12 protein-coding genes are annotated in these 16487 nt (G+C 41.7%); 8 read left to right on the top strand and 4 right to left on the bottom strand.

What is annotated here, in order from left to right:
• Positions 1-14: 14 nt before the first annotated feature.
• The 5 genes from C2M33_RS06035 to C2M33_RS06015 all read left to right on the top strand — a co-directional run bounded on the left by C2M33_RS06035 (position 15) and on the right by C2M33_RS06015 (position 5402).
• Positions 15-578, top strand: a complete 564-nt coding sequence (locus C2M33_RS06035; protein WP_063705843.1) for a hypothetical protein — start codon at positions 15-17, stop codon at positions 576-578.
• Positions 579-646: 68 nt separating this feature from the next.
• Positions 647-2320, top strand: a complete 1674-nt coding sequence (gene recN, locus C2M33_RS06030; protein WP_105173983.1) for a DNA repair protein RecN — start codon at positions 647-649, stop codon at positions 2318-2320.
• A 46-nt stretch (positions 2321-2366) separates the two neighbouring features.
• Entirely contained in the window at positions 2367-2765 is a 399-nt protein-coding gene (locus tag C2M33_RS06025; RefSeq protein ID WP_105173982.1) for a hypothetical protein, read from the top strand.
• A 66-nt stretch (positions 2766-2831) separates the two neighbouring features.
• A complete protein-coding gene (locus tag C2M33_RS06020) occupies positions 2832-4874 on the top strand; it encodes an ATP-binding protein (RefSeq protein WP_105173981.1) in 2043 nt (680 codons plus the stop codon).
• A gap of 66 nt (positions 4875-4940) precedes the next feature.
• The gene (locus tag C2M33_RS06015) at positions 4941-5402 is read left to right on the top strand and encodes a hypothetical protein (protein ID WP_105173980.1); all 462 of its coding nucleotides are present in this window, start codon (positions 4941-4943) and stop codon (positions 5400-5402) included.
• A 22-nt stretch (positions 5403-5424) separates the two neighbouring features.
• On the opposite strand, the gene C2M33_RS06010 is transcribed toward C2M33_RS06015, so the two are convergent.
• From C2M33_RS06010 to gltB, 4 genes are all read right to left on the bottom strand, one after another.
• Positions 5425-6117, bottom strand: coding sequence for a response regulator (locus tag C2M33_RS06010; RefSeq protein WP_063705855.1), 693 nt, complete (start codon positions 6115-6117; stop codon positions 5425-5427).
• A 13-nt stretch (positions 6118-6130) separates the two neighbouring features.
• Positions 6131-6343 (bottom strand): hypothetical protein, encoded by a 213-nt coding sequence (locus C2M33_RS06005; RefSeq protein ID WP_229677558.1) that lies wholly within the window; start codon positions 6341-6343, stop codon positions 6131-6133.
• Between the two features lie 262 nt (positions 6344-6605).
• Entirely contained in the window at positions 6606-8021 is a 1416-nt protein-coding gene (locus tag C2M33_RS06000) for an FAD-dependent oxidoreductase (protein ID WP_063705857.1), read from the bottom strand.
• A 9-nt stretch (positions 8022-8030) separates the two neighbouring features.
• Positions 8031-12488, bottom strand: a complete 4458-nt coding sequence (gltB, locus tag C2M33_RS05995) for a glutamate synthase large subunit (protein WP_063705859.1) — start codon at positions 12486-12488, stop codon at positions 8031-8033.
• 696 nt (positions 12489-13184) lie between these two features.
• Between gltB and C2M33_RS05990 the strand changes: the two genes are divergently transcribed.
• From C2M33_RS05990 to C2M33_RS05980, 3 genes are read left to right on the top strand one after another with little or no spacing between them, the layout of a single operon-like run.
• Complete coding sequence (locus C2M33_RS05990; RefSeq protein WP_105173979.1) at positions 13185-14438, top strand: efflux RND transporter periplasmic adaptor subunit; 1254 nt, start codon at positions 13185-13187, stop codon at positions 14436-14438.
• A 21-nt stretch (positions 14439-14459) separates the two neighbouring features.
• Positions 14460-15167, top strand: a complete 708-nt coding sequence (locus C2M33_RS05985; RefSeq protein ID WP_054551528.1) for an ABC transporter ATP-binding protein — start codon at positions 14460-14462, stop codon at positions 15165-15167.
• 2 nt (positions 15168-15169) lie between these two features.
• Positions 15170-16483: an ABC transporter permease gene (locus C2M33_RS05980; protein WP_105173978.1), complete on the top strand. Its 1314-nt coding sequence runs from the start codon at positions 15170-15172 to the stop codon at positions 16481-16483.
• The last annotated feature ends 4 nt before the right edge of the window (positions 16484-16487 follow it).

Here is a 16487-nt window from a genome sequence, read left to right as displayed (position 1 = left end):
GATTCTAAGCCGAAATGAGCTATATCGTTTTTCTTGCTCTATTATTACTTATTACCTTGCTAGGTTGTTACTGGATGGTTGAGAGCAACCGTCGCAAAGCGATTGAAGCTGAAAAAAAGCGTTTTAATCAGCGAGTAAAAGAAATTAATAACGATTTCAAAGACAAACTAATCGACTTTAGTGAAGGGAAGCTTATTCGCCCGAAAAATATTTCGCGCCTAAGCATGATCACTAGTAATTACTTTGTTGTACAAGCCCATAACGAAGAAAACCTCACATACCTTGAATACATTAGTGACCTATTGATTAATACAATCATGATGGAGGCAAGTAAAGCACAAGGCCCAGAACAAATAGACCAACTTGCTGACCGACTTCAGTATTTTATGGCTGAATTACCTTACAATGGTATTGAATACAATAAAGCGTTTTACCAAGAAGCCCTCCCTTCTCTGATCGAAGTAATTAAATATCAGCCCCCCACAGATTTACAAGATGATCAGCCGCCAGCCCAGAGCACACCGGCGCCAAATGATTCATACCAAGAAAATCAGCTGTCAGAATTAAGCAAAGCATAAAAATTTAATTTGCAAAACCCGAAAACACTGTATAAATTAACAGTTAATTAGCTGGATGGATAAACAGTATGTTAATCGGGTTAGAAATTAAAAACTTTGCCATTGTGAGTAATTTAAGTACTGAGTGGCACAATGGTATGACAGCCATTACAGGTGAAACAGGTGCGGGTAAATCAATTGCTATTGATGCCCTGTCATTATGTTTAGGCGAACGTGCTGATGCAGGTGCTGTTCGCCCTGGTACTGAACGCGCAGAAATTTGTGCACAATTCGATATTAGCCAGCTCCCTCTTGCCCAACACTTTTTAGAGCAACATTTACTTTCAAGCACTGAAGGTGAATGTTTACTGCGACGTGTTATTTGCAAGAATGGTCGTAGCAAAAGTTATATTAATGGCAGCTCCGTCACCGCTGCACAGTTGAAAGAGTTAGGTCAGTATTTAATTTCAATTCACGGCCAACATGCTCACCAGCATCTATTAAAAGCTGAACATCAGTTACACCTGCTCGATGCCTATGCAGGCCACAATCAGCTAATAGCGGATGTTAAAGAGCGCTATAAAGCCTACCAAGCATTACTTAAAGAGTTTAACCAGCTTGAACAACAACAGCAGCAACAAGCAGCTCAAAAGCAATTACTTGAGTATCAAGTCGCCGAGCTTGATGAATTTGCGCTACAACCGGGTGAATTTGAAGAGATTGAAGCTGAGCACCACAAATTAAGCCACAGCCAGACTATTTTAGAATCATGTCAGCGAGAGCTACAGCATTTATACGAAAGTGATGAGCAAAGCGCGTGTTCGTTATTACAACACAGTGCTCAGCAATTTGCTGAATTGGCAAGCTATGATGAAAGCCTTTCAAGCATTGCATCGTTATTAAGTGAAGCTGCCGTTCAAGTTGAAGAAGCAAGCCGTGAAATTCGCAGCTACGTTGATGTGACCGACTTAGATCCGGCACGATTAGACGAAGTTGAGACTCGTTTAACAGGTGCTATGGACCTTGCCCGTAAACATCACATAAAACCCGAAGAACTGGTTGAATTTCATCAGTCTATTGCCGAAGAATTAGCATCAATTAGTTATAACAGCGACCGCCTTGTGGCACTTGAAAGCGAAATTAGCAATGCGCTTGAACACTACAAACAAGCAGCAAAACAGTTAAGTGAAAGCCGCCATAGTTACGCAGATACACTCAATCAGTTAATTAGCGATAGCATGGCGAACTTATCAATGGAAAACGGCAAGTTTGCGATTGATATCCAACAAACTAGCGATAAAGCACCAAGTGCGATGGGTTTTGATACTGTCTCATTTTTAGTTTCAACCAACCCGGGGCAACCAATGCAAGCGCTTTCTAAAGTTGCTTCTGGTGGTGAATTATCGCGTATTAGTTTAGCTATTCAGGTAATTATTGCTCAGCGGGTTACAACGCCTACACTTATTTTCGATGAAGTTGATGTGGGTATATCAGGCCCTACTGCTTCTGCAGTCGGCAAGCTATTACGCCAATTAGGTAAATCGACCCAAGTTATTTGTGTGACTCACTTACCGCAGGTTGCAAGCTCTGGGCATCAACAATTTTTTGTAGCCAAAGAAATTGCAGACGGCGAAACATTCACGCAAATGAGTAAACTATCTAAAGATGGCCGTATTGATGAAATTGCTCGACTACTTGCTGGTGACAACATCAGTAAAATGGCACGAGCGAATGCCAAAGAGCTTATTAGCGCACATGCATAAATTGATAATTAATACTTTGAGAGTTTAAGTGGGTTAGAGTTTACTAATGAATATTAAAAATATGTTTACCGCTTTAGTATTTGGCTTGATTTTGCTTTTCTCAAACCATTCACAGGGCGCAACAACAGATTCACCTTATCAAGGTGCGCAAATAATCGTTACTTTATTTGAATGCTTTTTAATTGCCCTCCCTACTAGCGCATTATTTTTGATTGTTTGGAGTCGTTGGAAGCATTTACGTTTTAAGCAGTTACTACAAACAGTGTTAAATTCATCGTTAGTTTTCATGCTTATTAGCCTAGTAACAGTCAATCAATTAACACAGAGTATGTCGTCTTGGTTGATTGCTTTAGCGGTCAGCCATACATTGCTTGTTGGTATAAGTTATTTACTCGTTAAGCAACACACGAATAGAGTGAAAAGTCCCCTGACTGGTTGCTGGTAATAGCTCCATAATTTGCACACATTTGCTGGTTAGTATAAGCGCACATTAAGCTTATTCTAACTGCAAATGAAATACTCTTTACTTATCGCTGCGTATTTTCTGTCTTTTTCGTGTGTAGCAACCTCACTGCCAAGCTCTCTATTAAATCAAGTCACTGATCTTGAGAATCAAGGCAAGCTCAGTGAAGCTCTCACTATTCTTGAGCAATATAAGGATAAAAATAACACGACATCAGGCCCTGATGTTGCCATGGCACAAGCGCCTCTTTTGCGTAAACAAGGTCATTATAACGAGGCGATAGAACTGTTACTGCCATTACAGAAGCTAGCTAGTCTGAGTAAAAAGGACCAATACCATATTCAAAAAGAGTTGGGGATCAATTATCGTCGCCAAGTAAAAACAATAGAAGCAAAAAATCATTATATGGCAGCCTTAGCGCTTGCCAACGAGCTTGAAGACAAGAACCTACAAGCACAAAGCCATAGCAATTTAGGTTCGCTATATGACACACTCAATGATCTTGAACAATCAATGCATCATCAGGTAAAAGCACAAGGTTTATTAGAAAACAGCGATAATTATGAACTGATTGCCACTAATTTTTATAACCTAGCAAATCTTGCTCAAAGACTTGATGACCTCTCTCAATCTGAGTACTTCTATAAAAAAGCACTCGAGTTTGATATTAAAACCAAAAACCAAATGAATATTGCCGATACCAGCTTACAACTTGCCAAGCTGGTGTATAAGCGTGGTGATTTGGAGCAAGCGCTCCCTTTACTAAATAATGCCTATACTCGTTTAGCCGACGTAAAGGCTTATGAAAATATGGCTACAGCTAAACATACATTGATGCAATTGTATTTGAAGATAGACAACCAGCATATGGCGCTCAGCAGTGCTGAGTCTGGTCTCAATGCGGCACTTAAATCAGGATCAACGTTAAGCCAACTCTATTCTTACTTTAATTTAATTGAACTGCATTTAGCACTTAAAAACCCTGAGCTCATTGGTCTTTATTTAAGCCGCACAAAAGAGTTGTTAGTGGGTATTGATAATCGCTTATTGAATCAAAAACAGCATGGCTATACCGCAATTTATGCCGAACTTATCGGTGATTACAAACTAGCAGCAGAGCAGCTAAAGCTTGAAAATAAACTGGCCGAATCTTTGTTTGAAGAGCATTTAAATCAAGCTGTCGAAAAAAACAAAAAGCAACTAACAGCTATTGAGCAACAGCAACGCATTGATGATGAGATTCAAAAAAATAAACTCGCTACGGCACAAATGAATAACCAACGACTAGAAAAACAAATTTGGTTGCTAACTGCCGGTATTGTTTTGTTGTTTAGCACCCTTGCCTTAGTGCTCTATTACTTTAAACATCGAAAAGCATTATTTAAAGCAAAGCTTTATCAATACAACTTGATTGAAAAAGACAAGATGCTTGCTGATATTTCCCATGAATTACGCACCCCACTGAGCGTTTTAAAGCTGCATATAGAAGCGCTTGAGCTTGATATTCAAGAAAACCGCGATCTCGCCTACAGCAAGATTAATGGCAAAATAGCGCAACTAAATAACTTAATTTCAGATGTGTACCAGTTGTCTCAAGCTGAAAATAAAACCCTGACATTGAATCTTCAACAATATAATGCCGCGCAGATTTTTGCTGAATACGAGCAAGACATGCGTCGTTATGTTTGCAGTCATCAGCTCACATTTTTTGCTGACATTGTTATTGCAGATGATGTTGCAATCACGGTAGATAAACAAAAACTCGACCAAATTCTCAACAATATTTTTACTAATGCATGCCTTTATACAGACAGCCCAGGCCATGTTCGCCTTAAAGTAAGAGCAAACAAGCAAGAGCTGTTTATTCAAGTCGATGATACCTCTCCTGGTGTCGGCAAAGCACATATTGGCAAACTCTTTGACCGTTTATATCGTGTCGAAGAATCTCGAAGCCGCGCATCAGGAGGCTCAGGTTTAGGGCTGTCAATTTGTCAGAGCTTTGTTGAATTGATGTCTGGGAATATCAACGCATTACCAGGAAAGTCAGGGGGGTTATGTATCAGAATCTTGCTCCCTTTAAGCAGAAAATAAACCTCTCCATTTTTCCACCACATTTTATTGCTTAAATAGCACTATAAACTACTGTGGAATGGAACCATGTCAGAGTCATTAAAGCATGCTCAATGGGCTAAATCTGTTGAGCGTAAACACCGCCAAAGCCAAATTAAAACAACCAAGAAGTCCCCACTTCCTATTTACGTGGCGTTTGCCAGCTTATTGATAAGTGCAGGGCTTTATTATGCAAGCTACGAAAAACCAATAGAGTACCCACCCCTCTCTGAAGCTGCTAAGCAACGTATTTCTCAGTTCTTTGCAAAGCAATTTTTATTAGGTCAATGGCGTTTAAATCAAATTAAGTACTCAACTGATGCTATTCAAGTATACGTACAAACACCCTCTGCGATTGCCCTTGAAGGTGAAGCACTAAGCCAATATTTACATTACGCTCTATGCCCAGTTCCAAGCAAACGCATTTGGCAAGATATTCAAGCAAGAGAGTTATCTGTGTATGTGTTCACCCATTCGATTCGAAAAGGTGAACGTACAGTGTGTAACTAATAGAAAAGCGATGAACGCCAAATCAATTGATTTGACGTTCATCATAGCGATAGCCTGCTCCATAAACGGAAGCGACTATCTTAGGAGAGAACTGTAAATTCTTCAGTTTTTTGCGAATATTTTTGATATGGCTGTCGATTACGCGGTCGGTAATATCAAAATTATTAGGTTGGATATGATCAAGTATCTGCTGCCTAGAAAAAACACGCTTAGGGGCTTTGTACAAAAGCTTAAATACGTCAAATTCCACTTTAGTTAAACCCAAAGACACACCTTTTATTTCAACTTCGAGGGCGTCTTCGTTTAAGCAAATCGCAGCAGGTGAATTCATCGCATCGCTTACAACCGGCGCTGGTGCACAGCGTCTTAAAATAGCTTTTACGCGCATCACCAGCTCTGCACCGCTAAAAGGTTTACAGACATAGTCATCAGCGCCATGTTCTAGCCCTTTTAATCTATCTGCCTCTTCAACTTTTGCGGTTACCATGATAATTGGCACCATAGAAAAAGCGCGGATCTGCTTCATGCACTCCACGCCATCTAAATTAGGTAACATTACATCTAAAATTATCGCATCTGGTTTATTTGCTTTAACCCACGAAACCACAGCACTGCCATCAGTGATGTGGTGAGTGGTAAAGCCAGATGCATTGAAGAACAACAGTACTTGCTCTGCAATATCTAAGTCGTCTTCGACGACTAATATCTGGGGCATTTTTATTTCCGTTTTATATTTTTTTTATTGTTTTTAATTGTTGCTTCACCATCGCTTTAAGCGCATCTGATAAGGTTTCATCTAATAAAACCATGGTCAGAATATCGTGCAGGTCTTCACTGTTCATGACCTCATCGAGTAAATCATTTTCAGATTTTGAACTTGGCTGAAAAAAATTTAACTGCTCGGTATTTGTGTGTTCGCAAAACATTTTCTTTTTATCCATGTTGTTAGCATCAAATATTCAGATGGGCTTCTGCCTCTAATGAACATTAAAACGCAACAATGTGGAGCAAATATGGAGTTAATACGAAATAATGAATTTTATCGATTCTGCAGTAAAATTCATTCGTAGATTGTAGGTAATAAGCGCTATTTTTTCATTATTTTTCTGAATCTTGATTAAATTTTCAAAACAGCTAAAAAGTAGGCAAAAAAAAGCAAGCTAGGCAGCTTGCTTTTAAACAAATGAATCGGCAACTTCGTAATTAAACGCCTAAATAGTCCATAATCCCTTCAGCGGCATTTCGGCCTTCGAAAATAGCCGTTACCACTAAGTCTGAGCCGCGGACAATATCGCCACCAGCAAAGATTTTAGGATTAGTTGTTTGGTGAGTAAACTCGCCTTTTTCTGGTGCATTGATACCGCCCCAATGATTGATTTCAACACCATACGGTTCTAACCAATCCATTTTATGAGGTTTAAAACCAAATGCCATGAGCACCTTGGTTGCTTCAATAATATGCTCAGAGCCTGCTACTTCTTCAGCACGGCGACGACCATTTTCATCCGGCTCACCGAGTTGTGTTTTCACCATTTTAACGCCAGCAACTTTACCTTGCTCATCAACCACAATACCTTTTGGCTGAACGTTGAAGGTAAACTCAACGCCCTCTTCACGGGCATTTTTAACTTCCCGTTTTGAGCCTGGCATGTTTTCTTCGTCACGACGATACGCACAGGTAACCTGTGTAGCACCTTGTCGAATAGAGGTTCTTACACAGTCCATTGCTGTATCACCACCGCCTAATACAACGACTTTTTCGTTCGCCATATCGATATAAGCTTGCTTGTCTTCTGCATAGCCCATAACACGGTTGGTGTTACCTATTAAGAATGGCAGTGCATCAAACACACCGTCTGCATCTTCATTTTCAAGCCCTGCACGCATACTTTGATAGGTACCCACCCCTAAGAATACGGCATCATATTCAGCCAAAATTTCATCAAGGGTAATGTCAACGCCAACTTCAGTGTTTAGCTTAAACTCGACACCCATTTCCGTGAAGATTTCGCGACGCTTTTGCATCACTTCTTTTTCAAGTTTGAATGATGGAATACCAAACGTAAGAAGGCCGCCGATTTCTGGGTGACGGTCAAACACCACAGGTTTTACCCCATTACGAACTAAAATATCTGCACAGCCCAAGCCAGCTGGGCCTGCACCAATAATAGCCACTTTTTTGTCAGACCAAACCACATACGACATATCTGGTTTCCAGCCCATCTTAAAGGCCGTATCTGTGATGTACTTTTCGATATTACCGATAGTGACAGCACCAAACTCTTCTTCTAGCGTACATGAGCCTTCACATAAGCGATCTTGTGGACAAACTCGGCCACACACCTCGGGTAAGCTGTTGGTACGGTGAGAAAGCTCTGCCGCTTCTAAAATACGGCCAGTACGAATTAACTTTAACCATTGTGGAATATAGTTATGTACTGGGCATTTCCATTCACAGTAAGGGTTACCACAATCTAAACAACGGTCCGCCTGTGAGTTAACTTGAGTCTCAGAGAACGGCTCATATATTTCTACGAAAGATTGCTTACGTGCTGAAATTGGTTTTTTACGCGGATCAACACGTTGTACATCGATAAACTGGTATACATTTTCGCTCATACTACCCCCTTACTGAGCCTGAACACGAAGCTCTGCGCTGCTGCGCGCTCGGTGTCCGAGTAAACTTTTTACATCACTAGATTTTGGCTTAACCAATTTAAACATCGGCATGTATAAATCAAAGTTAGCTAAAATCTGCTCAGCGCGGTTTGAGCCAGTCAGCTCTAAATGCTCAGCAATAAGACCGCGTAAATGCTCTTGATGAGAAGCTAAGCCCTCAAGCGTAACAATTTCAACAAGCTCTGGGTTAATGCGTTTTTCAAAGTCTTTGCCTTCATCAAGAATATAGGCAAAGCCACCTGTCATACCCGCACCAAAGTTAATACCCACTTTGCCAAGTACGCACACTACACCGCCAGTCATATACTCACAGCCGTTATCACCGACACCTTCTACAACTGCTTGTACGCCTGAGTTACGAACAGCAAAACGTTCACCTGCAGAGCCAGCAGCAAATAACTTACCACCCGTTGCCCCGTATAGACAGGTATTGCCAGCAATCGTTGCTTTGTGGCTTTCGAACGATGAACCAAGCGGCGGGCGAATTACCAGCTTACCGCCAGCCATGCCTTTACCAACATAGTCATTGGCATCACCAACGAGGGTCATTTCAAGACCACCCGCATTCCATACCCCAAATGATTGACCCGCTGTACCATGAAGCTCAATAGAGACAGGATCAGCAGCCATACCTTGGTTGCCATGTTTAGAGGCAATATAACCCGATAACATCGCGCCCACAGAGCGGTCGGTATTACAAATACGGCTTACCAATGAGGTGCCCGATTTTTCGTCAATTGCTTGTTTTGCTTTTTCAAGCAAGGTTTCATTTAGCTGACCTAAGTAGTGTGAGCTATTTGGCGCACTACAATACAGTGTTTCACCTGTTGGGTTGTTCGGCACAGCAATCACAGACGACAGATCCACTTTCTTTTGTTTCTCTGTATTACCTTCAATTGCTTCAAGTAAGTCCAAACGACCAATTAAATCAGTTAAACGAGTCACCCCTAAACTTGCCATAATTTGGCGTGCTTCTTGGGCAATAAACTTGAAGTAGTTCATCGCCATTTCAGGCAAACCATGATAATGCTTTTGACGCAGTGTATCGTCTTGCGTTGCAACACCGGTCGCACAGTTATTTAAGTGACAAATACGCAGATACTTACAACCAAGTGCCACCATAGGACCAGTACCAAAGCCAAAGCTTTCAGCACCTAAAATAGCAGCTTTAATGATGTCTAGACCCGTTTTAAGACCACCATCGGTTTGTAAACGAATACGGTGACGTAAGCCATTTTCTACTAGCGCTTGTTGAGTTTCAGCAAGGCCAAGCTCCCATGGGCTACCCGCATATTTCACCGAAGTAAGCGGGCTTGCACCGGTACCACCGTCATAACCTGCAATGGTAATTAAATCGGCATACGCTTTGGCAACACCCGTTGCGATAGTACCGACACCCGGCTCAGACACTAGTTTCACCGAAATTAGTGCTTCTGGGTTTACTTGTTTTAAATCGAAAATTAGCTGGGCTAAATCTTCAATCGAATAAATATCGTGATGCGGCGGTGGAGAAATCAAAGTCACACCTGGCACTGAGTAACGCAATTTTGCAATATACGGCGTCACTTTTTCACCTGGTAATTGACCACCCTCGCCTGGTTTTGCACCTTGCGCCACTTTAATCTGAATCACATCAGCGCTACGTAAGTAATGCGGTGTTACACCAAAGCGGCCAGAAGCAACCTGTTTAATACGTGAGTTTTTCTCTGTGCCGTAGCGAAGCTTGTCTTCACCACCCTCGCCAGAGTTTGAACAACCACCTAAACGGTTCATCGCTATTGCTAACGCTTCATGCGCTTCTGGCGATAACGCACCAATACTCATTGCTGCTGAGTCAAAACGTTTGTATAGCTCAGTTGCAGGTTCTACGTCATCAATACTGATGCCTGCATCAGGCACTTTCAGTGCAAGCATGTCACGTAAGTTAGTGATCGGACGATTATTAACCAGATCAGCGTACGCTACATAGTCACTATATTCTCCAGAACGCACAGCTTTTTGCAGTGTTTGAATAACGTCTGGGTTATAAGCATGGTATTCACCGCCATGAACATATTTTAATAAGCCGCCATGGCTTAATAATTTACGTTTACTAAATGCCAATTTATGAAGCTTGCGTTGGTCATCATCAAAATCAGTGAAACAGGCTCCTTTAATACGACTTGCTACGCCATTAAAACAGGTTTCTACAATCGCGTCAGACAAACCGACTGCTTCAAACAACATTGAGCAGCGATAAGATGCAACGGTACTGATACCCATTTTCGACATGATTTTATACAAGCCTTTATTTATCGCGTTACGATAGGCAAGTGTGACCTCACAATAGCTCTTGTTAAGAATCTTTTTGTCACTCATCGCAACTAAAGATTCATAAGCAAGGTACGGATAAATAGCCGTCGCGCCAAAACCAAGTAATACCGCAAACTGATGCGCATCACGGACACTACCCGATTCGATGATAATATTTGATTCACAACGTAAGTTATTATCAACTAAACGCTTTTGAATAGAACCAACCGCCATTGCTGCCGGAATAGGTAACTGTGTTTCACTGAAGTTACGGTCACTTAACACGAGCATTACGCAACCCGCTGCCGCTTTTTCTTGCGCTTCATCACAAATACGCGTGATGGCGTTTTCAAGGCCTTCTTCTGCAGTGTAAGTAATATCGATTTTACAATAGCTATAATGCGCTTGATCAGCACTTAAAAGCTGTTTCATGTCTGCATACATCAAAATAGGTGTATCAAACTGTAAACGCTTAGCGTGACCAGTTGTTTCGTTGAATACGTTTTGCTCACTACCAATACAGGTTGCCAGTGACATAACATGGTTTTCACGAAGCGGATCAATCGGTGGATTGGTTACTTGCGCAAATTTTTGTCTGAAGTAATCAAACAATGAACGATGACCTTCTGACAGTACCGCAAATGGCGTGTCATCCCCCATTGAACCTGTTGCTTCTTGGCCATTTTCACCCATTACACGAATAACGCTATCAAGTTCTTCGTTGGTGTAGCCAAACATTTTTTGATACTTAAGCAATGTTTCATCATCAAATGAACGATTACCTGCGTCTTTTTCTGCAAGCTGTTCAAATGGCGTTAAACGCTTAACGTTTGCTTCAAGCCATGCTTTATATGGATGACGTGACTTAAGGTCTTGGTCAATTTCATCTGAATGCCAAATTTTACCTTGGTGAGTATCAATAACTAACAGTTCACCCGGGCCCACACGGCCTTTCTCAACCACTTCATCAGGTGCGTAGTCCCAAATACCGACTTCTGAGGCAAGGGTAATAAAACCATCTTGAGTGATTACATAACGCGCTGGGCGTAAACCGTTACGGTCAAGGTTACAGGCTGCAAAACGGCCATCAGACATAACAATACCAGCCGGGCCATCCCATGGTTCCATATGCATTGAGTTAAAGTCATAGAATGCACGTAGGTCTTCATCCATAGCACGGTTCTTTTGCCATGCTGGCGGCACAAGCATACGCATTGCACGGAATAAATCCATGCCACCGGCTAAGAACAACTCAAGCATATTATCTAAGCTTGAAGAGTCTGAGCCGCTTTCGTTAACGAATGGTGCAGCTGATTGCAAATCAGGAATAAGTGGTGAGGCAAACTTGTACGCACGGGCACGGGCCCACTGGCGGTTACCTTGAATCGTATTGATTTCACCATTATGCGCTAAATAGCGGAATGGTTGTGCAAGCGGCCAACGAGGTTGTGTATTAGTAGAGAAACGTTGGTGAAATACACAAATCGCACTGGTCATGCGAATGTCAGCTAAATCTAAATAAAAGTTAGGCAAGTCTACAGGCATCATTAAGCCTTTATAGACAGTGACCAAACCAGATAAGCTGGCAATATAAAAATGTTCATCGTTTTCGAGGCGCTTTTCAGCACGACGACGCGCTACATATAAGCGACGTTCTAAATCTTTTGGACGCCAGCCTTCTGGTGCGCTAACAAAAATTTGTTCAAAGCCTGGTAGTTGTTTTTTTGCAATTGGCCCTAAACATGACGCATCAGTCGGTACTACGCGCCAGCCTTGAATGCTCAAGGTTTCTTTTTCGAGTTCTTCACTCAACACATCTTTAGCTGTTTGCGCAAGTACAGGATCGGCATTTAAAAATACCATGCCTACGGCGTAGTTCTTTCCTAGATGCCAATCATGTTCGCTGGCAATAGCACGAAAGAAACTATCGGGTTTTTGCATTAATAAACCACAACCATCACCGGTTTTACCATCGGCAGAAATACCCCCACGGTGCTCCATGCGATCTAAGCCAGTGATTGCTGTTCGAATCAAGCGATGGCTCGCCTGACCATTGACCTGGGCTATTAAGCCAAAGCCACAATTATCTTTTTCTAATTTTGAGTCGTATAACATAGACCCCTCCCCTTGCTACAACGACTAGCGGTTCAGTCTTTTGTGACAGTGCTAGCAGACGAACAAAACTATCGCCAAATATCCCATGAGTCAATAGAGTTTTGAATACATATTCATATTCATGAATATTTCTCACTTAAAGCACTTTTTAAATTCTAAGCTAAATTTTTACATTTAGTCGTATTTTACCCGTTATTTTTTTATGACACTGGTGTCAAATTTAACAACTTGTAAAAAAACAATCTAAAAATCCGAACCTTTACGTTAACGTAAACTGCGCACATTATTGAATAATTATTCACACAATGAATATCAATGCAGCTTTTAGTGGGCTCTAGTGCAGTACAGCTGCATCATTATTTACTCTTGGCTTTAGCATAGTTACAAACTATGTATCTGAGCAGCCGACCTTAGTCGCAATGTCTTAGTCTGTTTACCCTTGCGTCAACAATCAGCAATTTAAAAGTGTCCGCTGCGGACACTTTTTCTGTCCGCGGACAGATAAAAAACCTGCAATAAAAATAAATCCAATTAAAAATCAAAAACTTAAAAGTTGGCACACTACTAGTATAGATAAGACATCAGCGAAATTAAGGATTTCAAAATGTTCACTATCAGTTTGTTTATGGCTTCTCCACTTACCATGCTTGCCGTTGGCTTCATGATCGTGTGTTTTGAGAATCGTAAGGAGTTAAAATGATTAAGGATACCAGTGCCCAAGATATTACCGTGGCGAAGAAAAACACCATAAAAAAACCACTTATAGTAGTAGCGGGTGTAATACTTGTTGGTGCGCTTGGCTTTCAAGCATTATTAGCAAGTAGTGATGGCAGCATTTCGGTTGATGCAGCGAGCTTACAAATTAGTGAAGTGACTCAAAAGACGCTCATAAGAGATGTGGCCGCGAGCGGTAAAATCGTTGCAGCTAATGCACCGAAGGTTTATAGCCCTGAACGTGGTTTTGTCGATTTAAAAGTAAAAGCCGGTGACAGCGTTGAGGTAAATGAAGTGATCGCAACCGTAACCAGTCCTGAGCTAACCAACGAGCTAAAGCAACAGCAATCGGTATTAGCACGTTTAGAAGGTGAATTACAACGCAAGCAACTTGAAGCGCGCAGACAAAAACTGAGCCTGACTAAAGCGCTCGATTTAGCGCAAGTTGAACTCAATGCCGCTGATAGAGAAAACCGCCGAGCTAAAATCTCTATCGAGAAACATTTAATTAGCCAAATAGATCTAGAAAAAGCGGTTGATGACTTAGCCCGTGCCAAGCTTTCTTATAAGCACGCCGAGCAAGAAGTTAATCTAGCCAAAGATACCCTCGCATTTGAGCTAAAAGCCGCAGAGCGTGATCTGGCTCGTCAACAACTGATTGTTGACGACTTACTCAGACAAGTAAATGAACTTACTATCACTGCCAGTGTAAGCGGCATTGTGGGTAACTTATTAGTGCAACAAAAAGAAGCTGTCACACAAAGCCAACCATTAATGACATTGGTCGATTTAAGTAACTTTGAAGCAGAACTGCAAGTACCAGAAAGCTACGCCAATGAGCTAGGTCTTGGTATGCAAGTTGAGCTTACGTTAGGAGCTCGTCATGTCACAGGCACTCTTTCAGCCATTTCGCCTGAAGTGAATAACCGCGAGGTGACAACCCGCGTACGTTTTGACAATGAGATTTCTGGCATCCGCCAAAACCAACGTTTAACCGCACGTATTTTATTAGAGAATCGCGACGATGTATTACAAGTAAAACGCGGCGCATTCTTACAACAAGGTGGCACCCATGCCTATAAGGTTGACGGTGACATGGCTTATTTAATCGATATAAAAACCGGTGCAAGCAGTATTAATGCTGTCGAGATAATTGAAGGCGTAGAGCCTGGCGATAAGCTAATTATCTCGAACTACGATCGCTTTAAAAAAGCAACCACACTGGTTTTACGCTAACAAATAAAAGGAATAATCAACATGCTTACAATGAACAACATCAGCAAAGTGTATCAAACAGATATGGTACAAACACATGCCCTTCGTGACTTTAATCTACAAGTAGAAGAAGGTGAATTTATTGCCGTAACGGGCCCAAGTGGCTCAGGTAAAACCACATTTTTAAACATCGCCGGTATGTTAGAACCATTTAGCGAAGGCCAATACATGCTAGACGGTATTGATGTGGGTAAGCTCAACGACAACCAGCGTGCTGACTTACGTAATCAAAAAATTGGTTTTATTTTCCAAGGCTTCAACCTTATTCCAGATTTGAATCTCTATGAAAATATTGAAGTACCACTGCGTTATCGCGGTATCAAAGCCGCCGAGCGTAAACGCCGAATCGAGCAATGCCTGGAGCAAGTTGGTTTAGCGTCACGCGCTAAACACTTACCGCAACAACTTTCTGGTGGTCAACAACAACGTGTGGCTATTGCCAGAGCTCTTGCAGGTGAACCGCGCTTTTTACTTGCCGATGAGCCAACCGGTAATTTAGATAGCTTAATGGCTCGTCAAGTAATGGAGCTACTTGAGCAAATCAACCGTGATGGCGCAACCATCATCATGGTTACTCATGATCCAGAGCTTGCTCGCAGAGCACCACGTAATATCCAAGTTGTTGACGGCCAATTAGCTGACTTCACCTTGTACCAAGGCACTCAAAATCTTAAAGCGGCTGGAGTGTAACCATGTTCCTTCATTATTTAGATTTAAGCTGGCGCAGCTTTAAGCGCACTCCACTTGTGAGCTTTTTAATGGTACTGGCCATTGCCATTGGTATTGGCGTAACCATGACAAGCTTATCTGTGTATCACATGATGTCAGCAGACCCTATTCCTGAAAAAAGTAGCGACCTTTATACTGTACAGCTACAAACCATGGATGAAGGCCGTACGTGGTGGACAGTCGATAACATGCCACTGCAATTAACTTATCAGGATGCCGTTAACCTTAATCAAGCGAATGCGGGTGGCAAACGTGTCACTATGGTTAGAACGGGTTTTTCGGTTTATTTAGACTCAGATAAAGTTAAACCATTTATTGGACAAGCACGCCTAACCACGCCTGATTTTTTCGATATGTTTAACCTATCATTTATTTATGGTGGGGTTTGGAGCGCGCAACAAGAAGCCGATGCAGCCCCTGTTGTGGTGATCAATAAAGAATTAAACGACAAGCTATTCGCAGGTGAAAACCCTGTCGGCAAAATGGTGTACCTCGATGATGCCAGCTACGAAGTTATTGGCGTCATTGATGATTGGGATATCACCACCAAATATTATGATCTGAACAACGGTGCATTTAATAAGACCGAGCAACTATTTTTACCATTTAGCCTAATGAAAGCACGCCAGCTTGAAAACTGGGGTAATACCAATGGTTGGAAGCACGAAAAAACCAATACCTTTAACGACAAACTCAATTCTGAAATGGTGTGGTTACAATTTTGGGTTGAACTAAAAACACCTGCAGAAAAACAAGCTTACCAAGACTTTTTAATGGCCTATATGCAAGAGCAACAAAAGCTAGGTCGTTTTAACCGCGAAAAATTAACCGCCACCTTACGCGATGTAAATGAGTGGATGCAATACAACAATGTCGTTAGCGAAGACAACGAAATTCTGGTTGGCCTAAGCTTTATGTTTTTAGCAGTATGCCTTGCCAATATTTTAGGTTTATTACTAGCGAAATTTTTACGCCGCGCTCCGGAAGTCGGTGTGCGCCGAGCATTAGGTGCCAGCAAACGCCAAATATTCTTTCAACATATTGTTGAGGTCGCGATGTTAGGTTTCTTAGGTGGCATCTTCGGAATTATTTTGGCGCAAGTGGGCTTATTAGGCGTACGTCAAAGCTATAGCTACTACCAAAGCTTAGCCACTATGGATTTAACCATGCTACTCAGCGCACCTGTGATTGCAATTAGCACCTGTGTGATAGCGGGTCTGTACCCTGCTTGGCTGGTATGTAAAACCAACCCTGCTATTTATCTTAAGAGCCAATAAGGAA

It is taken from the genome of Pseudoalteromonas sp. T1lg122 (assembly GCF_002964825.1).
Lineage (GTDB): Bacteria > Pseudomonadota > Gammaproteobacteria > Enterobacterales > Alteromonadaceae > Pseudoalteromonas > Pseudoalteromonas gelatinilytica.
The sequence above is the reverse complement of the archived record's forward strand: the minus strand, read 5'-3'. Positions and strand labels throughout refer to the sequence as shown.